Raw genomic sequence first — 19,747 nt, 5'->3', positions numbered from 1 at the left:
AGGTCTAAAGACCGCCTCCGGGCTCGGCTGAATTTCGTAACAAAAGTCACGGAAGTCTGCAAAAACACAACGAGAAGAGCGAGGGTGCCGCTCTTTACGTAACACTCACACACCCTTTCTTCTAATTGTTAACTAAAATTCACACTTCCAAGGTTGTGAACTTTGGACTTCATTTTCCGTTCGATTCACCAAGAGTTCCGTCTTACTTACACCTGTAGGCATTCCTCATGAAAAAACCTTCCCTCATCGTTGCAGCCGTCCTTGCCGCCATGGCCACCAGCGCGGCGGTAGCCGCAACAGCCACCTCCACGTTCCAGGTCCTCATCACCGTGACCAAGGCCTGTTCGGTCACGGCAGGTGCGGCATCGAACATCGATTTCGGCTCGGTCGCTTCCACCGCCACCGCCCTGTCCGCCAGCAACAACATCAGCGTGACCTGCTCCAAGTCGACGCCCTACAACATCGGCCTGCTGCCCTCGAACAACAACACCACCGGCGCCGGCGTGATGAGCCCCGTCGTGGCGGGCCCTGACACCATCGCCTACCAACTGCGCTCGGTGAGCGCCACCGGTCCGATCTGGGGCAACACCGCCACGCCCGTCGCGGTCGGCAATGGCGTGGCCGGCACCGGCACCGGCGCGGCTCAGTCGATCCCCGTGTGGGCCACGGTCGCGAGCGTCAACGTGACGCCTGGCGCCTACCTCGACACCGTGACCGTCCAGGTCAACTACTGATCGATTGCCTGGATTGCCCGTGCACCGCTTGCTTCGCTACACCTTTGCCCTCGCGTTTGCCCTGGCTCACGCGGTCGCTTCGGCGAGCGGGCTGCAGGTTTCTCCGGTCACGCTGACGCTTCAGGCCACGCAGAACGCCGATGGTCTCTGGCTCAGCAATACCGGGGACGACGTGGTGCACGCCCAGGTGCGGGTCTATCAGTGGTCGCAGGAGAATGGTGGCGAAAAGCTGACACCCTCGCGCGAACTCCTCGTGAGCCCGCCGATGGTGCAGCTGGCCCCGTCCGAGCGGCAGCTGATCCGCGTCATCCGCACCGGGGTTCCCGCCGGCGCGGTCGAGAACTCGTACCGGGTCATCATCGATGAGCTGCCCGTCGAGATGAAGGAAAAGAAGGGCCTGCAGCTCGTGCTGCGCTATTCGGTGCCCATCTTCATCGCAGCCGCCGGCGCGCAGCCGGCCGCGCCCCAGCTCAGTTGGTCGCTGCGCCGCGAAGGCAGCCAGGCGGTGCTCGAAGTCGCCAACGGCGGCGGGATGCACGCCCAGCTTGCCGATCTGGATTTTGTCGATTTCGCCGGCAAGCGCACCGCGGTACACGGCGGCCTGATGGGCTACGTGCTGCCGGGCGCGAGCATGCGCTGGCCCTTGAAGACACCCGCGGAGGCCTTTGCTTCAGGCGGCGTCCTGGAAACGAAGATCAATGGCAACGCGACGCAGGAAAAAATCCCGCCGCTTCAACGCGTCCGCTGAGCGCCTGTTGCCACTGCTGCTGCTGCCCGGTCTGATGCCGTTTGCTGCTCAGGCCGAGGGCGCCGCAGCCGGCCCGAGCTCATGGCTGGTCGCGTCCGCCGCGGAAAGTGACCTTACCGGCCCGACCGGCAGCGACCTCTATCTGGAGCTGAGCCTTAACGGCAACCCGCAGGGGCTGGTGCATTTCGGCCTGCGCGGCCAGGAGCTCTGGGCCAGTGCCACCACGCTGCGGCAACTGGGCTTCATCTTGCCGGCGGGCGCGTCCGATCCCGTGCGGCTCAAGAGCCTTCCCGGGGTGCAGGTGTCGTACGACACCGCAAGGCAGACCCTTTCGATCAACGCCCCCGACGACGTGCTGCGCCTGCCCAGGACCGTGGTCAACACGTCGACGGTCGTCTCGCCGAAGGCCAGCGCCTCGCCCGGCCTGCTGCTCAACTACGACCTCTATGGCACGCAGGGCCGGGGCAACAACTCCAGCCTCAACGCGCTCGCCGAAGTGCGCGCGTTCAGCGGAACCAGCGTGTTCAGCAGCACGATGATGTCGCGCGCGACCCGCGTCGACAGCGAAGGCTGGCAGCACGATTCGGTCCGGCTCGACACCACCTGGAGCCAGTCGTTCCCCGAAGACATGCTGACGCTGCGCGTGGGCGACACCACCACCGCATCGTTGCCGTGGTCGCGCTCCACCCGGATCGGCGGCATCCAGCTTTCGCGCAATTTTTCGCTGCAACCCTATCGCACCACCACCCCGCTGCCGGCGTTCCTGGGGTCGGCCACGCTGCCTTCGCAGGTGGAGCTCTACATCAACGGCCTGCGCCAATACACCGGCCAGGTCCCGGCGGGGCCCTTCCAGCTCAACACGGTTCCGAGCATCAACGGCGCGGGCAACGCCCAGGTGGTTCTCACCGACGCCTTCGGCCGTGCCACGACACTCGATTTCTCGCTGTACGACACGCAGCGGCTGCTGGGGGAGGGCCTGTCCGACTGGTCCGTCGATCTCGGCGTGGTGCGCAAGAACTACGGCCTGCGCTCGAACGACTACGGCAGCGACCCCGCCGCTACCGGCGTCTGGCGCTACGGCGTGAGCAACAGCTTCACGCTGGAGGCGCACGGCGAGGCCACCAGGGGGCTGGTCAAGGGCGGCGTCGGCGGCGCATGGCTGCTCGGGCAGAGCGGCGTGTTCACTGGCGCCGTGGCGCGCAGCAGCTATCGCGGGGAGGGGGGCTCGCTGCTCAGCATGGGCTACAGCTGGCGCGACAACCAGTTCAATTTCGCGGTCGAGGGCACGCGCACGCGCGGCGAGTACCGCGACGTCGCATCCCTGTACGGCAGCGCGCCGCCGAGCGGTTCGGGCCGGGCGTCGATCGGCTACACCACCAAGGACTTCGGCAGCTTCGGCCTCAGCTACCTCTATCTGCGCTATCCGGCGCAGGAGGCGACGCGCTTGGCCAGTGTCTATTGGTTCAGGGCGATCGGATCCAGTGCCTCGATGAACGTGAGCCTCAACCAGAACCTGGACAACCGCCGGGAACGCAGCCTTTTCGTCGGCTTTACCTGGGCGCTGGACGGCAAGGTCACGGCCAGCGCCGGCATCCAGCGCGACCGCGGCCAGACCGTCTACACCGCCGATGCGCAGAGCTCCATGCCGGGCGACGGCGGCATCGGCTGGCGCGCCGGCCTGCGCCAGGGCGGCGGCCAGAACGGCGGACAGGCCGAGATCGACTACCTGGGCCGCTACGGCCGCGCCATGGCCGGCATCAGCGTGCTCGGCGACAACCGTTACGCCTATGCCGGCGCCACCGGTTCGATCGCGTTCATGGGCGGCCAGCCCTTCGCGGCCCGGCGCATCGACGATGCCTTTGCGGTGGTCTCCACCGACGGCATTGCCGGCGTGCCCGTGAGGCTGGAGAACCGGGACATCGGCACCACGGACGACAAGGGCATGCTGCTGGTGGCGCCGCTGCGGTCCTACCAGAGCAACCAGCTGTCGATCGATCCGATGCAGTTGCCCGCCGACGTGAAGATCGAGCGCGTGAAAACGGTCGCCACGCCGAGCGACCGCTCCGGCACGATGGTGCGATTCGGCATCACGCCGGTCAGCGCGGCCGCGCTGCTGCTGGTGGACGAGGCGGGCAAGCCCCTGCCGCTGGGCAGCCGCGTGCGCGCCAATGGGCAGGATGGCGAGCCGGCGCTGGTCGGCTTCGATGGCGCGGTGTATCTCGAATCGCTCCAGGCCCACAACACGCTCGATGTGCAGACGCCCGGCGGCGCCTGCCGGACCAGCTTCGACTATCGCAAGGACGGCGTGGCAATCCCGCAGATCGGGCCGCTGCGCTGCGCCAGGGAGGCCAAGACGCCATGAGTCTTCTGACCAGTACTTTGCGCGCCCTGCGCCTGCCTCTGTTCTGCGCACTGCTGTGGCTGCTGTCGGCGGGCAGCGCGCAGGCGTCAATCAATTGCACCGCGACGATGACGGCCGTGGCTTTCGGCACGGTCGACCTGGTCGCCGGCGGCACGCCCACGCCCGCCACCGCCACGCTGAGCTACACCTGCACCAAGACCGGCAACACCAACACTACCGAGTACGCGAGGGTCTGCTTCAACATCGGCGATGGCAACGAAGGTCTCACGAACTTCAATCCGCGCGTCATGAAGAGCGGCGCGGGCGACTCCTTGAAGTTCCAGCTCTACCAGGGGACGACCAGCACGATCTGGGGCTCGAGCGGCAACGCCGCGGTGCCGAACCCGTACACCATCAACATCGCCATTCCTGCCCGGTCCACCACCTCCTCGGGAAGCACCACGATGCGAGGGGAGCTGATTGCCCTGCAGACCACCGTGCCTCCGGGCGCGTACCAGGACAACTTCGCCGGAATCCATACCTCGATCACGCTGACGTCGAGCACGAACGCCCCGCCGACGACATGCGGCACGGCGGTGGCGGACCAGTTCGCCTTCATCGTCAGCGCGACCATCGCCAAGAGCTGCCTGGTCACGGCCGATCCGCTGAACTTCGGCTCCGTCGCGGGCCTCCCGGGCGGGGCCAACATCGACCAGATCAGCACCATCAACGTCACCTGCACGACGCCCACGGCCTACACGGTCGCGCTGACGCCATCCAACAACGCGACCACCGGTGCAGGGGCGATGACGCCGACCGGAGGCGTGCCCGGCAACACCGACACGGTGGCCTACCGGCTCTACAGCAATGCCGCCCGCACGAGTCCCTGGGGCGGCGTCACGGGAACCAACACCGTCGCGGGCACGGGCACCGGCCAGGTCCAGGCGCTGACCTTGTATGGCCGCGTTCTGGGCGCCAGCGTCAACGTGCGGCCGGACAGCTACCTTGACGTCGTGACGGTCGGCGTGACCTACTGAGCTGCACCGGCGGCTTTGCCGACACGGAAAAGCCTGCTGGCAAATTGCAGGCAATGCGCGAAGAATAGCGCCCGGACTGCCTTCATTTTCCCGAGACTCTGCCGATAAACAGGGTTGGGCATCGATGCGATGCCTCCCATCCAGGTTGCGAGGAGGAGTTCCCATGTCCGGAAACAGGCGCTTTGCAAGGGCGGCTGCGCTGCAATCACCGCGAACGGTGCCACCGCTGGCCGCCGTCGGCGTGCTGCTGCTCTTGCTGCCACTGCCGCTGCAGCTCAGTTCCGCGGAGCCGACGCGCGGCATGAACAGCGCCACGGGCCGCTTCGACCTGACGATAGTCGTTCTCCCGACTTTCAAGGTGCTGGAGGTCACGCCCGTGAAGGGAGGGCATGAATACCGTGTCTGGACCAACATGAAGTCGGTGCTCATCAAGGGGCGCGAGTACCGGTTCGACAAGGTCGGAGAAACGACGTTCATGGTGGCTGGCACCGATGCCGATGGCCGCGACAGCCTCGGCTCCGCTTGGCGCGGCGCGATCGGTGCGATGGCGGCGACCACGGGCGGCGCTGCGCCGCAGGCCGCAGCCGCTCCGGCCGGCGACGGCAGCAACGCGACGCGGGTGACGGTGACTTACTAGGGGGCTTGCCCTGGATGTTGCCTTCCGGGTCCGGAAGGACTGCTGAGAAAAAAGCCGCCTGAGCCCTGCACTTCTTCCCGTTTCCGCCGATATCCGGAGGTCGGGCGCCGATGCAGCGCCCGAAGCTCATGTTCTTCGGACGGATCGGGCCTTATGACGGGAAATTGGCTTCAATCGGCGCGCTGTGCGCTGGCCGCGTCGTTGCTGCTCGCGCCGATGCTGTGCGTGGCGGAGAGCGGCTTCGGCAGCAATTCCGCGACGGCGCGGGTGCGCATCACAGTAGTCGTGCTGCCGGTGTTCCGCGTGCTGCAAGTCACGCCGACCGCCGAGGGGTATGACTACCGCGTCTGGACCAACATGAAGTCGATCGTGCTCGGCGGGCACGAGTACCGCTTTGCGCGCGTCGGCGAGAACACGCTGCGCGTGCCTACAGCGCCGGGCGACACCTGGGTCGTGCACGGGCTGTAGGACGGGCGCGTGCTCGCGCCGTCACGTCAGTTGCAATACTGCGCGTTGCCGCTCGTATCGAGCGACACCGGCGGATCGGCCAGGAACTGCTGCACTGGAACGATCGACGCATTGCAGGCTTCATCCGTACGCACGTCGAAGACATGCCAGTAGTCCGTGCTGCTGCTTTCACCGGCGGGCGGCGAAAACACCGTCTGCGCACCCCGGTTGCTCACCTCGACCCGCGCAGGAGAGCCGGTCTGTCCCGGATCGAAGGTGCCGGAGAAGTTGCGGATGTAGAAGCGGTAGGTGCGGTTTTTGGCCAGCTTGGCGAAGGTCGTCACTTCGGGTCCGAAGCTGTCGACGTCGTCCACGTCGAGCGCGATGAAAGGCGCGGCCGCGAGGCTGCCCTTGTCGCTGTAGTAAACGTGTTCGTCGGCGTTGGCGCCCAGCGTGTGCGAGTCGAGGTCGCGCGGGCGCTCGCCCCAGGTCAGCTTGATCGACAGCGCGGAGCGCGTGAGTTCGAGGCAACTGCCCAGCGGCACGTCCTCGTCCGCGACGTTCACCGTCGGCGCATTGGAGATCTCGCTGGCGGTGGTGGCGACCACGAAGGCCGAACTGGTGCGCTTCACGGCCACCGAGAACTCGCCGTTCGCATTGGTCAGCGCAGTTGCCTGGCCGGTGTACGACTTGCCTTCGGAAGCCACCAGTGCGCCTGCGACTCGCGCACCCGTCGCATCCTGCACGCAGCCATTGATTCGCACGGTGTTGTAGATCTGGTCCGCGTTCCAGGTGGTGAAGTGCGTCACCGTGCCTTCGTAGTACTGGTTGGGCGCGGTGCCTTGCAGCGTGGCCGAGCCTTCCTGCACCCACAGCCCCGTGGCCGTGTTGTAGAAGAACAGCGGCACCGACGGCGGCAGCGTGCCGGCGCGCGAGGACGGGGCGATGCGCACCGTCGCGCTGGTGCCCGCGGCCAGGTTCAGCGGCGTGCCGTCGGCATCCGTGAAGCTGGCGTCGAGCGCGCCGAAGCTCTCCATCGGCGCGCTGCCGCCGTCCGTGGCGGCGAGGTAGTTGCCGGGCATCACGTTGACGTCGCTGGCCGGCGCGATGGGCGTCACCCGTGCGGTCACCAGTCCGCTAGGCGCGCTGCCGTCGGGGCGGCGAAGCGAGTTGGCGCTCAGGCGGACCATCGCGGTCGAGCCCGGAACGACAACGTCGTGCGCCGATTGCCCGTCGAAGGTCTCGGTCACCGCCACGGGCAGCATCGGCACGTTGACGACCGTCGATGCGCCCGAGCCGCTCAGCGCGGCCGTGGCTCGGCTCTGCGGCACCATGCCGGCCTTCGAGAAGCTCAGCAGCACCGACGCATTCGGCGGAATCTCGGCGAGCGAATAGCTGCCGTCGTCGCCTGTGACGGCGGAGACGCCGGCGGCCGCGACCGTGACCTGCGCGACGCCCTGGCCGTCGAGTGCATTCGTCACGCGGCCGCTGACCTTCGCGTTGGTCTGCTGCGGCGGTGGTGGAGGCGGTGGCGGCGGCGGCGGTGCGTTCTGGTCGGGTGGGGGCAGGGTGACGAAGCCCGCGCCTCCGTCGCTTCCGCCGCAGGCCACCAGTGCCACTGCTGCCGCAAGCGCGGCAAAAAACATCCTCGTTTTCATGATCCCTCTCTCCTTTGTGTTCGTGATTCGCCGCAACCGGACAACCCGGGCAGCGAGCGTGCGAAGGTAGGCGCGCAGGCGCGGCGTCGCCAGTGCCGAAAGTCACCGCGTCGCGGGAGTAAGAAGAAAGGATTGGCCCAGACAGGGCCGCTTGCTCAGGCCTTGATGCCGCAGCCGTTGAGCACGAAGGCTACGAGCTCGCGCGCGATCGGTTCGCGATCGATGGGCGCGTCGGGCGGCAGGCCGAGCATCACGCGCGTCTGGATCGCGTAGTCGGCATAGCTCTGGGTCATGGCCCAGATGTGCATCAGCAGGATGCGCGCGTCGAGCGGGCGCATCAGCCCGCGCGCGATCCAGCCGTTGATGATGTCCACCTTCTTCTGCGTCCAGGCCCGTGCGTTGGGCCAATAGCGGTCGAGGTTGCGGCCGCCGTCGAGGATCTCGCGCGTGAAGATGCGCGACATCTCGGGGCTGTCGATGGCGTGGTCGAGCTTCTTGCGGATGTAGTCGCCGAGCACCGTGGCAGGGTCGTTCGCGTCCTCGAACGAGAACACCACCTTCCACGCATGCAGCACCTGCATCAGCAGCTCTTCGTAGAGCTCTTCCTTGCCGGCGATGTAGTAATGAAGCTGGGGCTTGGTGAGGCCCGCGCGCGCCGCGATGGCCTGGGTCGAGGTGCCCTTCAGGCCGTGCAGGCTGAACTCGGCGACCGCCGCGGTGCGGATCGCCGCCATGATGCGTTCGCGCCCGGGCCGCGCGCGCGACAGCGGGCCGTCGGGGGCGGGCATTTCCTGGGCGGTCGAGACGGGGAGGGCGGCGGGATCGGCGTTCATGATGGCGGTGGGCGGCAGGGCGCGCGGTCGATGGTAATACCTCGCCCTTGTCCGGGCCGTCCCGGCCCTCGTGCATGACCGCATGCCATGCCGGCATGGGCAGGCAGGGCATGCGGGCACGGTTCATGTATCTTCCTCGCCGCCCCGAAAAATTCCACCTCAACACAGGAGTTCTCCATGTACCTCTCTCCCCGTTTCCGTGCCTTCGCGGCCGGCGCCGCTTTGCTGGCTGCCAGCGCGCTCGCGCAGGCGCAGCAGGCACTGCCCAACGTGGTGATCCTCGCCACTGGCGGCACCATCGCCGGGGCCGGTGCCTCGGCCGTCAACAGCGCCACGTACGCGGCCGCCAAGGTCGGCGTCGAGAAGCTGATCGCAGGCCTGCCGGAGCTCTCCAAGGTGGCCAACGTGCGCGGCGAACAGGTGTTCCAGGTCGCATCGGAAAGCCTGACCAACGACAACCTGCTGACGCTGGCCAAGCGCGTATCGGCACTGTCGAAGCAAGCGGACGTGGACGGCATCGTCATCACCCACGGCACCGACACGCTTGAAGAAACCGCCTACTTCCTGACCCTGACCGTGCACACCAACAAGCCGATCGTCGTGGTCGGCTCGATGCGTCCGGGCACTGCGCTGTCGGCCGACGGCGCGCTCAACCTGTACGACGCCGTGAACGTGGCGGGCAGCAAGGACGCGATGGGCAAGGGCGTGCTGGTAACGATGAACGACAACATCGACAGCGGCCGCGACGTGAGCAAGAACGTCAACATCAAGACCAATGCGTTCTCCAGCCAGTGGGGCCCGCTGGGCATGATCGTCGAGGGCAAGAACTACTGGTTCCGCGCACCGGTCAAGCGCCACACCATGAACTCGGAATTCGACATCGACAGCATCACCGCGCTGCCGCCGGTCGAGATCGCGATGGGCTACGAGGGCGTGTCGTCGGTGGCCATCGACGCCATCGCCAAGAGCGGCGCCAAGGCGCTGATCCACGGAGGCACGGGCAATGGCTCGGTGGCCGACCGCATCGTTCCGAACCTGCAGAAGGCGCGCTCCGACGGCGTGATCGTGATTCGCAGCGCGCGCGTGCCCGACGGCTTCGTCATTCGCAACGCCGAGCAGCCCGACGACAAGTACGACTGGGTGGTTGCGCACGACCTGCGCCCGCAGAAGGCGCGCATCCTGGCCATGGTTGCCCTGACCAAGACCAACAACACCAAGGAACTGCAGCGCATCTTCTGGGAGTACTGATCTCCCCTCGGGTGCATTCGGCACCCTTCCCGGATCGGGCCGCAGCGGTGCAAGCCGCTGCGGCCTTTTTCATGTGCGTGTGCCGCGATGGTGCCGTGCGTACTCGATGCTCGCGATGCAGATCGCCAGCCAGGCACCGCCCGAGCACAGTCCCGCGAGCACGTCGCTAGGAAAGTGCGCCCGCACGAAGATGCGGCTGCAGGCCACGGTGACGACCACCGCCGTTGCTGCCATCACCGACGGCACCCGCCAGCGCGGCGGCAGCATGCGCAGCCCCAAGTAGCCCAGCATGCCGTAGAGCACCATCGAGCCCGAGCTGTGGCCGCTCGGAAAGGAATAGCCCGACACCTGCGCGAAGCCGAAGTCGTGCACCGGCCGGGCGCGCTCGAAGATGAGCTTGAGCACGTGGTTCAGCACCCCGTTGCCGGCGATGGCTGCGACCCAGCCAGCCGCGAAACCGCGGTGCCCGCGAAGCCACAGCGCCACCGCCACGCCGGCGCACAGCAGCACTGCGACGATCGGGTCGGCCATGTGGGTGAGCCATGAGAACGCCTCCCTCACGACCGGCGGCGTGTGCGCGCCCACGGCACGGCTGATCGTCTCGTCCAGCAGGCCCATGGGCCGACCGTCGCCGAGGCCTTCCGCCACTTCGGCGAACAGCCAGGCCAGCGCGACCACCGACGCAGCACCGATGGCCAGTCCGCCGAACAGCAGGCCGGCGCCCGGCTCGGGCTGCGCCGCATGCCGGCGCCGCAGGTGCTCGAAGCCCCAGGCTGCGAGGCCGGCGGCCGCAGTCAGCGCGACGAGAAGAATCAGGAATCCGGGCCAGGCCTGGGCGCCGAGGCGCTCTCCCAGGGCGATCAATGCGGCATCTTCAACGGGCATGGGCGAGGCGGGCGGACGGCAGGGGCAGGCGAATCACGGCGTGTCGGCAGGAGTTCCAAAAGGGGAGGCCGAGCATAGCGGCCCGTTCCTGACCGCCCGCTGCCTCGTAAAATAGCCGGTTCGTTGCGCCGCGGGTTCTTCTCCCACCGGGCGGCCGCCTTCACGCAGAGCCATGCTGACCTTCCAACAAATCATTCTCAAACTGCAGTCGTACTGGGCCGACAAGGGCTGCGCGCTGCTGCAACCGTACGACATGGAAGTGGGCGCGGGCACCTCGCACACCGCCACCTTCCTGCGCGCGCTCGGCCCCGAACCCTGGAAAGCCGCCTACGTGCAGCCCAGCCGCCGGCCCAAGGACGGCCGCTATGGCGAGAACCCCAATCGTGGCCAGCACTACTACCAGTACCAGGTGGTGCTGAAGCCGGCGCCCTCGAACATCCTCGAGCTCTACCTCGGCAGCCTCGAAGCCCTGGGCTTCGACCTGAAGAAGAACGACATCCGCTTCGTGGAAGACGACTGGGAGAACCCCACGCTCGGCGCCTGGGGCCTGGGCTGGGAGGTCTGGCTCAACGGCATGGAAGTGACCCAGTTCACCTACTTCCAGCAGGTCGGCGGCCTCGATTGCAAGCCGATCACCGGCGAAATCACCTACGGTCTCGAGCGGCTGGCCATGTACCTGCAGGGCGTGGAAAACATGTACGACCTGGTGTGGACCGAAGGCCACGGTGGCAACAAGCTCACCTATGGCGACGTGTTCAAGCAGAACGAAGTCGAACAGTCTGCCTACAACTTCGAGCACAGCGACGCCGAGTTCCTGTTCACCGCCTTCAACGCGCACGAAAAGCAGGCCAAGCACCTCATGACCGAACAGCTCGCGCTGCCGGCCTACGAGCAGGTGCTGAAGGCCGCGCACAGCTTCAACCTGCTGGACGCGCGCGGTGCAATCAGCGTGACCGAGCGCGCGGCCTACATCGGCCGCATCCGCAACCTGGCGCGCAGCGTGGCGCAGAGCTACTACGACAGCCGCGAGCGCCTGGGCTTCCCGATGGCGCCGCGCGAATGGGTCGCGCAGATCCCCCCGAAGAAGGCCGCCTGAGCGATGACGACCCCCATGAACAAGAACTCCCTGCTGGTCGAACTGTTTGTCGAAGAACTGCCGCCGAAGGCACTGAAGAAGCTCGGCGATGCTTTCGCGGGCGTGTTGCGCGAACAACTGGTGGCGCAAGGCTTGGCCGAAGCCGGCTCGGTGCTCACCGCCTACGCCTCGCCGCGTCGCCTGGCCGCGCACCTCACGCACGTGGCCGAGCGCGCCGCCGACAAGGCCGTGTCGCAAAAGCTCATGCCCGTGGCCGTGGGCATCGACGCCTCGGGCCAGCCCACGCCCGCGCTGCTCAAGCGCCTGGGCGCGCTCGGCACCGACGCCTCGGCCGTGCCTGGCCTGAAGCGCGCGATGGACGGCAAGGCCGAAGCCCTGTTCTACGAAAGCACCGCCAAGGGCGCCACGCTGGCCGAAGGCCTGCAGAAGGCGCTGGCCGAGGCGATTGCCAAGCTGCCCATTCCCAAGGTCATGAGCTACCAACTCGAAAGCGGTTGCGAAATGCCGGGCTGGAGCAGCGTGAGCTTCGTGCGTCCCGCGCACGGCCTTGTGGCGCTGTATGGCGACGCCGTGGTGCCCATCGAAGCGCTGGGCCTGAAGGCCGGCCGCGAAACGCACGGCCATCGCTTCGAGGCGGCGGTCGATCCGGTCGTGCTGCGCGACGCCAACAGCTATGCGCTGCAGATGCAGGAAGACGGCGCCGTCATCGCGAGCTTCGAGGCGCGCCGCGCAGAAATCGCGCGCCAGCTTGCAGCGGCCGCGGTGAAGGTCGGCGGCGGCTCGGTGCCCATCCACGACGACGCGCTGCTCGACGAAGTGACCGCGCTGGTCGAGCGCCCCAACGTGCTGGTCTGCAGCTTCGAGCGCGAGTTCCTCGAAGTGCCGCAGGAATGCCTGATCCTCACGATGAAGGCCAACCAGAAGTACTTTCCGCTGCTCGACGCATCGAGCAGGCTCACAAACAGGTTCCTGGTCGTCAGCAACATCAGCCCCGACGACGCGAGCGCGGTCATCGGTGGCAACGAGCGCGTGGTGCGCCCGCGCCTGGCCGACGCCAAGTTCTTCTTCGACCAGGACCGCAAGAAGTCGCTGGCCTCGCGCGTCGAGTCGCTGGGCAAGGTGGTCTATCACAACAAGCTGGGCACGCAGGGCGAGCGCGTGGAGCGCGTGATGCGCATCGCGCGCGGCATCGCAGAGAAGATCGGCGACACGGCCTTGGCCGCGCACGCCACGCAGGCCGCCCAACTCGCCAAGGCCGACCTCGTGACCGACATGGTCGGCGAGTTCCCCGAGCTGCAGGGCACCATGGGCCGCTACTACGCGCTGCACGACGGGCTCGACGCATCGGTGGCCGACGCCATCGAAGACCACTACAAGCCGCGTTTTGCCGGCGACGAGCTGCCGCGCAACAGCGTGGGCCTCGTGGTCGCGCTGGCCGACAAGCTCGAAACGCTGGTCGGCATGTTCGGCATCGGCAACCTGCCCACCGGCGACCGCGACCCGTTCGCGCTGCGCCGCCACGCGCTGGGCGTGATCCGCATGCTGATCGAGAAAGACCTGCCGCTGGGCCTCGACGCCTTGCTGCAGGACACGGCCGCGCAGTTCAGCGGTATCGCCGGTTTCGAAGGCAGCCGCGCTACGGGCGAGCTGCAGGACTTCATCCTCGATCGCCTCGCCGGCAGCCTGCGCGAGCAGGGCGCCAGCGCGCAGGAAGTCGATGCCGTGCTGGCTCCGCGCCCGCGGCGCCTGGGCGAAGTGCCCAAGCTGCTGGCCGCCGTGCGCGCCTTTGCCGCCTTGCCCGCCGCCGCCGCACTGGCAGCTGCGAACAAGCGCATCGGCAACATCCTCAAGAAGGCTCCCGAAGCCGACGCGCACGTCAGCGAGCTGCTGCTGCAGGAGCCGGCCGAAAAGGCGCTGCACGCGGCCATGGCGCAGGTCGTGCCCGCTGCCAACGCACAGTTCGAAGCTGGCGACTACACCGCCTCGCTGCAGACGCTGGCCGCGCTGCGCGAGCCGGTCGACGCCTTCTTCGACGGCGTCATGGTCAACGCCGAACAGGCCGACCTGCGGCTCAACCGCCTGGGCCTGCTGATGTCGCTGCACACTGCGATGAACCGCGTTGCGCAGCTCGAACGGCTGGCCGTCTGAGCTCATTCACGACGCCTCCCCCAGGAGTGGCACCACCATGAAACTCGTCATCCTCGACCGCAACGGCACGATCAACGTGCACCGCGAAGACTTCGTGAAGAGCGACATCGAGTGGACGCCGCTGCCCGGTGCGCTCGAGGCCGTGGCGCGGCTCAACCATGCGGGCTGGCACGTGGTGATTGCATCCAACCAGTCGGGGCTGGGCCGGGGGCTGTTCGACATGGCTTCGCTCAACGCGATGCACGCCAAGATGCACAAGATGCTCGCGGCCGTGGGCGGCAAGGTCGATGCGGTGTTCTATTGCCCGCACAGCCCCGACGAGGGCTGCGAGTGCCGCAAGCCCAGGCCCGGCCTGTTCCTGCAGATCGGCGACCGCTACGGCATCGACCTCAAGGGCACCCCGACCTGCGGCGACAGCCTGCGCGACCTGCAGGCGGGCGCGGCTGCCGGCTGCGAGCCGCACCTGCTGCTCACGGGCATGGGCGCGGCCTGCCGCGGCGTCGATCCGCTGCCTTCCGAATACCCGGCGAACACGTTGGTCCACGACGATCTCGCCGCCTTTGTCGACTTTCTGCTCGCGCGCGAAGCGCGGGCCGCACTGCAGGTGGCTGTCTGATGGCGTTTTTCCGTTCCGTTCTCCACGCGCTGTGGATGCTCGTCACCGTGATCCCCTGGGGCATCATCATGTGCGTCAGCTCGCTCTGGAAGCGCGGCATTCCGCTCTACTGGATGGCGGAGCAATGGCTCAGCTGGGCCATCGGCGGCGCGCGCGTGCTGCTGGGCATCAAGACCCGCGTGAGCGGCATGGAGAACCTGCCGACCGACAAGCTCGCCGGCGCGGTCCTGCTGGTGAAGCACCAGTCCACGCTCGAGACCTTCCTGATGCCCACGCTGATGCCGCACCCGCTGGCCTACGTGTTCAAGAAGGAGCTGATCTACATCCCCTTCTTCGGCTGGGCGATGGCGCGGCTGGACATGATCCACATCGACCGCAGCCAGCGTGCGCAGGCCTTCAACAAGGTGGTCAACCAGGGCCGCAAGCTGCTCGCGCAGGGCATCTGGATCATCATGTTCCCCGAGGGCACGCGCATTCCGCGCGGGCAGAAGGGCACCTACAAGAGCGGCGGCACGAGGCTCGCCTGCGAGACCGGCGTGCCGGTGATCCCCATTGCCGTGACCTCGGCCAAGGTGTGGCCGCGCAAGGCCTTCATCAAGCGCCCGGGCGTGGTCGACGTGTCCATCGGCCCGGCGATTCCGAGCGTGGGCCGCAAGCCTGATGAGTTGATGCGTGAGGTCGAGGCCTGGATCGAGGCCGAGATGCGCCGCCTCGACCCCGAGGCGTATGTCGACAGCCCTCTGCAGCCCACGCAAGAAGCGGTGAGCTGAAGAGGAAAAGAGAGCCCGTCATGGGATTGCTTCGGTTCACGATGGATCTTTTCGAGGGGCTGGGCAGCGAGTTTGCGCCGCCAGCGCCCGCACCGGCGCGGCCGCGCAGGGTGAAGAAGCCGAAGCTGGTGGCACCGCCGGCCGTGCCTTTGGCTCCGTCCGCACCCCTGGACCCGCATGCGCCACCCGCGGTGCCGCTGGCCGATACGCTGACGCTTGCGAACTTCGCGCATCCGCAGGCCACGCGCGAAGTGGTGCTCGGCTCCGCGCGCGTGGCCTATGAATTCAAGCGCGGCAAGCGCAAGACGATCGGCTTTCTCGTCGGGGCCGAAGGGCTGTCGGTGCGCGCGCCGCGATGGGTGGCGCTGCGCGATGTCGATGCGGCCATTCATGAGAAGTCGGACTGGATCCTGCGCAAGCTGACGGAAACGCAGCAGCGCCATGCGCGCGTCGAGGCCACTCGCATCGAGTGGAAGGATGGGGCCGGATTTCCGTTCCTGGGCGAGCCGGTTGTGATGCGGCTTGATCCGAAGCATGGCTTTGCGAGTGTTGGCGGCACGCTTGACGACGCTGTTGAAGAAGGTGGGCCGCGGGTGCTGCGGCTGGCTGTGGCGCAGAACGCCGAGCCTTCGCAGATTCGTGATGCGGCGCAGGCGTGGTTGATGCGGCAGGCGCGCAAGTTGTTCATCGAGCGGCTGGATCACTTTGCGCCGTTGCTTGGGGTGCAGTGGCAGAAGCTGTCGCTGTCGAATGCTTCGACGCGCTGGGGTAGTGCCAGTGCGGATGGGTCGATTCGGCTGAACTGGCGGTTGATTCACTTTCGGCTGCCGGTGATCGACTATGTCGTGGCGCATGAGCTGGCGCATCTGCGGGTTATGGATCACTCGCATCGGTTTTGGGAAACCGTTGAGAGTGTTGTGCCGGATTACGACTTGCTGCGGCGGCAGTTGAAGGATGAGGCTGTTCCTCGCTGGGGGTGAGATGGCCTTTTTTCGTTTGTGTTCCGGGGCCGGGACTCGCCCCGGCGGGCGACCTACTTTTCTTTGCTTCGCCAAAGAAAAGTAGGCAAAAGAAAGGCGACCCCACTGTCTGCGACCCCTTCGCTTTGCGAAGGGGCAACCTGCGGTGCTCGCGTTTCACGGGGTCTCGCCCAAACTCGCTTCGCTCAGACAAGGGCGAGCCCTGATCCGCGAAACGCTGCGCTCCTCGGCGCAGCCAGAGGGGAGGGGAGACGGAACGGGCCTTTGCTTCGCTCGGCTTGGTATTGGCTGTTGGATGTTGGATGTTCGGGGGTCGAGCGCAGCGAAGGCCTGCTGGGTTCCCCCATCTACGTCGAGCACCGCAGGTTGCCCGTAGCGAAGCGTAGGGACGCAGACAGCAGGGTCGCCTTTTCTTTGCTTACTTTCTTTTGGCGAAGCAAAAGAAAGTGAGTCGGCCGCCGGGGCGAGACCCGGCCCCGGAAAGAAAAACCTCAGCGAGCGTGCGTAACCCCCCCATCCACAACCAACGTAGACCCCATCACATAGTCCCCCGCACGCGAGGCCAAGTAGATAGCCGCCCCAGCCATATCCTCAGGCACCCCAATACGCCCAGCCGGAATCCGCTCCTTCACCTCATCCCCGTGATCCCGCGCCAGCTTGTTCATGTCAGAAGCAAACGCACCAGGCGCAATAGCACTAACCACAATCCGATCCTGCGCCAACCGAAGCGCCATCCGCCGAGTCAACTGAATCAGCCCAGCCTTGCTCGCCGCATACGAATAAGTCTCCTGCGGATTGACCGAAATCCCGTCGATAGAAGCGATGTTGATCACCTTCGCCAGATGGTCCGTCGCCGCCTTCTTCAGCATCGGCGTCAACGCCTTGGTCAGAAAGAACGGCGTCTTCAGGTTCAGGTCCACCACCTTGTCCCATCCACTCTCGGGAAACTCTTCATAAGGCGCCCCCCAGGCCGCACCGGCGTTGTTCACGAGGATGTCCAGCGAGCCTTCGTGCTTCGAATAGGCATCGACCAGCGCCTGCGCACCTTCGAGCGTCGACACGTCCGCAGGCAGCGACACGCAATGCCCAAAGGCCGACAGCTCCTTCGCGGTTTCGTCGCAGGCTGCGGCCTTGCGAGCCGAGATGTACACGCGCGCTCCCTGGGCCAGGAAGCCCTCGGCGATCATGCGGCCGATGCCGCGCGAGCCGCCGGTGATCAGCGCCGTGCGGCCCTTCAGCGAGAAGAGTTGGGTGGTGTCCATGGTGCGGGTGTCTCCTGAATGAAAGATCGGCAATGCAAGTTCAGGAAACGAGCTTAGTGCGCGCCGCGCCGTGCGCGCGTCACCTCGGTGTCAGCGACAGGCTCCGGGGGCTCGTGAAGCTGCGCAGGTCGCCGGTCACCGGATCGAGGAAGGCCAGCGACCGGGCCAGCAGCTGCAAGGGCTTGCCGAAGTCGTCCGCGCCCTCGGGCAGCAGCACGGGGTAGATCGGGTCGTTCACGATCGGCATGCCCAGTGCCATGCAGTGCACGCGCAGCTGGTGCTTGCGGCCCGTCACCGGCGAGAGCTTCAGCAGCGCATGGCCGTCGCGCACCTCCTGTACCTCGATGCGGGTCTCGGAATTGGGCTCGCCGGGCTCTTCTCGCACGCGCATGAAATGTTCGTCGTCGACCAGGCGGCTGCGGTAAATCTCGGGCACAGACGACACGCCCTCGCGCCACGGCACGACGGCCTCGTAGTGCTTGGCGATGCGGCGCTCGGGAAACATCGCCTGGTACGCGCCGCGCGTGGCGTGCCGCACCGAGAACAGCACCAGCCCCGAGGTGCTGCGATCGATGCGGTGCATCGGCACGAGGTCGTCGAGCTTCAGCTTGCGCTTGAGGCGCACCAGCAGGCTTTCCTGCAGGTACTTGCCGGTGGGCGTGACGGGCACGAAGGGGGGCTTGTCCACGACCAGCAGATCGTCGTCCTGGAACACGATCTGCTCTTCGAATGGGATGCGCGCTTCGTCGTCGAGCGTGCGGTAGTAGTACACGCGCAGCGGCGACTGGTAGCGGCGCGTGGCGGTCACGGGCACGCCATGCTCGTCGATGACGTCGTTCGCTTCGATGCGCTCGAGCCAGGCCTGGCGCGTGATCGCGGGAAAGCGTTCGATCAGGAATTCGGCAATGGTCGGCCAGGGGCCGGAAGACAGGCCGACGCAGCTCGGGCCTACGCCGTCGCGCGTGGGTAGCGGCAGCTGCGGCGGTCGGCGCCGGGTCATGGCGATAAAGATGCCTGCTGCAGTAACGACAGCGCTTGGGCGAAGGTCGGGCGCGCGGCGGCGTCGGGCTGCAGGCAGCGGTCTTTCAGCGTGGTCACCGATGCGGGCACCGCGTCGGTGCAGCGTTCGAGCAGTTCTTCCAGCAGGCAGCCGAAGGCGCGCATTTCCAGCGCCTGGAACGCGCGCGCCTGTGCCGCGTCGAGCGCGCCGGTCATCCAGGCCGCGCCGAAGTCGCCGAGCCGGCCGCCGCGCTGTGCGTGCCACAGGATGTTGTGCGCGTAGAGGTCGCCGTGAAGAATCCCTCGCGCATGCAGGTGCTGCATGGCCGAGGCGATGTCGCGTGCGATGCGCAGCGCCACGCCGGACGTCCAACGCGCTTCCTCGGCATAGACGTCGCGCGTGCATGAAGCAAGGCTCGGTGGCCCCGCGAGGGTGACGAATGACGGATCGACCAGCCCCATCACCAGGCCTTCTGTGCCTTCGGGGTGCCCGTCGATGCGGCTCTGCGCAGCGATCAGCGTGGGGTGCACGCCGGCCGCAATGCAGGCGGCCATTTCACTGTGCGGCCAGCCGTCGCTGGTGACTGCACCCTTGAAGAGCTTGACCGCCACCTGCTGTGCTTTGCCGAGCGTGGCTTGAAGGATCACACCCGAAGCGCCTTCGCCGAGCTTTCTGCCCAGCGCCAGTTCGCGCCAGTCGATGTGCGGCACCGACTGCGCGGTGATCGCCGCGTCTTCGGCCTGCGTGTCGAAGGGGTTGCCCGCGCAGGCGAGCCATGACAGGCGCGGCAGCGAGGGCAGCCATGCGGGCAGTGTCTCGAAGCGGTTGGCCGAGATGCGCAGCAGTTCGAGCTGCTCGAGCGCGGTCATCGACTGCGGCAGCGCGCGCAGGCGGTTGCCCGCCAGCATCAGCTTCTGCATCCGCGTGCATTCGCCGAGGGAGTCGGGCAGCTCTTCGATCTGGTTGTCGGTGAGGATCAGCCAGCGCAACGAGGCCGGCAACGATGCGGCCGGTACCGTGCGGATCTGGTTGGCCTTGAAGCCGACGATGTCGAGGTCGTGGCACCGGCCGATCGACTCGGGCAGCGTGGTGAAGCGGTTGTCCGAGCAGAACAGCACGCGCAGCCTGTGCAGGCGGTTCAGGTCGTCGGGCAGCGTGTCGAGCGCATTGCCCGACAGGTTCAGCACCTCGAGCGAATCCGCAAGGTCGAAAAGCTCGCGCGGAAACTCGGTGAATCCGCACGAGAGATCGATTCTTTTTGCGCCTGCCAGCCGGCCCGCGCGCAGCTGAGCCAGCATGTCGTCCAT

At 66.9% G+C, this 19,747-nt stretch carries 18 protein-coding genes; 12 read left to right on the top strand and 6 right to left on the bottom strand.

What is annotated here, in order from left to right; all coding sequences use genetic code 11:
• Positions 1-227 precede the first annotated feature (227 nt).
• From ACZYSP_RS19405 to ACZYSP_RS19380, 6 genes are all read left to right on the top strand, one after another.
• Complete coding sequence (locus ACZYSP_RS19405) at positions 228-734, top strand: Csu type fimbrial protein (RefSeq protein ID WP_093059846.1); 507 nt, start codon at positions 228-230, stop codon at positions 732-734.
• 19 nt (positions 735-753) lie between these two features.
• Positions 754-1,482, top strand: a complete 729-nt coding sequence (locus tag ACZYSP_RS19400; protein WP_489015959.1) for a fimbrial biogenesis chaperone — start codon at positions 754-756, stop codon at positions 1,480-1,482.
• Complete coding sequence (locus tag ACZYSP_RS19395; protein ID WP_489015957.1) at positions 1,433-3,844, top strand: fimbria/pilus outer membrane usher protein; 2,412 nt, start codon at positions 1,433-1,435, stop codon at positions 3,842-3,844. The genes ACZYSP_RS19400 and ACZYSP_RS19395 overlap by 50 nt, the downstream gene beginning before the upstream one ends.
• On the top strand, positions 3,841-4,860 hold the full coding sequence (locus tag ACZYSP_RS19390; protein ID WP_354338736.1) for a Csu type fimbrial protein: 1,020 nt from the start codon (positions 3,841-3,843) through the stop codon (positions 4,858-4,860). Before ACZYSP_RS19395 ends, ACZYSP_RS19390 begins: the two co-directional genes overlap by 4 nt.
• Positions 4,861-5,023: 163 nt before the next feature.
• Positions 5,024-5,497, top strand: coding sequence for a hypothetical protein (locus ACZYSP_RS19385; protein WP_426390551.1), 474 nt, complete (start codon positions 5,024-5,026; stop codon positions 5,495-5,497).
• A 153-nt stretch (positions 5,498-5,650) separates the two neighbouring features.
• Positions 5,651-5,965, top strand: coding sequence for a hypothetical protein (locus ACZYSP_RS19380; RefSeq protein ID WP_093078316.1), 315 nt, complete (start codon positions 5,651-5,653; stop codon positions 5,963-5,965).
• A gap of 26 nt (positions 5,966-5,991) precedes the next feature.
• Here the strand turns inward: ACZYSP_RS19380 and ACZYSP_RS19375 are convergent, their stop codons facing one another.
• Together ACZYSP_RS19375 and ACZYSP_RS19370 are read right to left on the bottom strand one after the other, a co-directional pair.
• Positions 5,992-7,602, bottom strand: a complete 1,611-nt coding sequence (locus tag ACZYSP_RS19375) for a carboxypeptidase regulatory-like domain-containing protein (protein ID WP_489015954.1) — start codon at positions 7,600-7,602, stop codon at positions 5,992-5,994.
• A 155-nt stretch (positions 7,603-7,757) separates the two neighbouring features.
• Entirely contained in the window at positions 7,758-8,435 is a 678-nt protein-coding gene (locus ACZYSP_RS19370) for a TetR/AcrR family transcriptional regulator (RefSeq protein ID WP_176929073.1), read from the bottom strand.
• A 177-nt stretch (positions 8,436-8,612) separates the two neighbouring features.
• On the opposite strand from ACZYSP_RS19370, the gene ACZYSP_RS19365 reads away from it, so the two are divergent.
• Entirely contained in the window at positions 8,613-9,683 is a 1,071-nt protein-coding gene (locus ACZYSP_RS19365; protein WP_093059858.1) for an asparaginase, read from the top strand.
• A gap of 69 nt (positions 9,684-9,752) precedes the next feature.
• Here the strand turns inward: ACZYSP_RS19365 and ACZYSP_RS19360 are convergent, their stop codons facing one another.
• A complete protein-coding gene (locus ACZYSP_RS19360; RefSeq protein WP_489015951.1) occupies positions 9,753-10,568 on the bottom strand; it encodes a phosphatase PAP2 family protein in 816 nt (271 codons plus the stop codon).
• 172 nt (positions 10,569-10,740) lie between these two features.
• Between ACZYSP_RS19360 and glyQ the strand changes: the two genes are divergently transcribed.
• From glyQ to ACZYSP_RS19335, 5 genes are read left to right on the top strand one after another with little or no spacing between them, the layout of a single operon-like run.
• Complete coding sequence (gene glyQ, locus ACZYSP_RS19355; RefSeq protein ID WP_093059862.1) at positions 10,741-11,664, top strand: glycine--tRNA ligase subunit alpha; 924 nt, start codon at positions 10,741-10,743, stop codon at positions 11,662-11,664.
• A 15-nt stretch (positions 11,665-11,679) separates the two neighbouring features.
• Positions 11,680-13,812, top strand: a complete 2,133-nt coding sequence (glyS, locus tag ACZYSP_RS19350) for a glycine--tRNA ligase subunit beta (protein ID WP_489015949.1) — start codon at positions 11,680-11,682, stop codon at positions 13,810-13,812.
• Positions 13,813-13,849: 37 nt separating this feature from the next.
• A complete protein-coding gene (gene gmhB / locus ACZYSP_RS19345) occupies positions 13,850-14,428 on the top strand; it encodes a D-glycero-beta-D-manno-heptose 1,7-bisphosphate 7-phosphatase (RefSeq protein WP_093059864.1) in 579 nt (192 codons plus the stop codon).
• Entirely contained in the window at positions 14,428-15,198 is a 771-nt protein-coding gene (locus ACZYSP_RS19340; RefSeq protein WP_093059866.1) for a lysophospholipid acyltransferase family protein, read from the top strand. Before gmhB ends, ACZYSP_RS19340 begins: the two co-directional genes overlap by 1 nt.
• Positions 15,199-15,239: 41 nt before the next feature.
• Positions 15,240-16,178 carry a M48 family metallopeptidase gene (locus ACZYSP_RS19335; protein WP_489015983.1) on the top strand — a complete coding sequence of 313 codons (939 nt, stop codon included), beginning with the start codon at positions 15,240-15,242 and terminating at the stop codon, positions 16,176-16,178.
• Between the two features lie 491 nt (positions 16,179-16,669).
• Here the strand turns inward: ACZYSP_RS19335 and ACZYSP_RS19330 are convergent, their stop codons facing one another.
• The 3 genes from ACZYSP_RS19330 to ACZYSP_RS19320 all read right to left on the bottom strand — a co-directional run bounded on the left by ACZYSP_RS19330 (position 16,670) and on the right by ACZYSP_RS19320 (position 19,747).
• Positions 16,670-17,440 (bottom strand): SDR family oxidoreductase, encoded by a 771-nt coding sequence (locus ACZYSP_RS19330; protein ID WP_093078323.1) that lies wholly within the window; start codon positions 17,438-17,440, stop codon positions 16,670-16,672.
• A 79-nt stretch (positions 17,441-17,519) separates the two neighbouring features.
• Entirely contained in the window at positions 17,520-18,440 is a 921-nt protein-coding gene (locus tag ACZYSP_RS19325; protein ID WP_489015946.1) for a pseudouridine synthase, read from the bottom strand.
• On the bottom strand, positions 18,437-19,747 hold the full coding sequence (locus ACZYSP_RS19320; protein WP_489015944.1) for a leucine-rich repeat-containing protein kinase family protein: 1,311 nt from the start codon (positions 19,745-19,747) through the stop codon (positions 18,437-18,439). Before ACZYSP_RS19320 ends, ACZYSP_RS19325 begins: the two co-directional genes overlap by 4 nt.

The sequence above is a fragment of the Variovorax sp. F042 genome (assembly GCF_057814215.1).
This window is presented reverse-complemented; position numbering and strand designations above follow the sequence as displayed.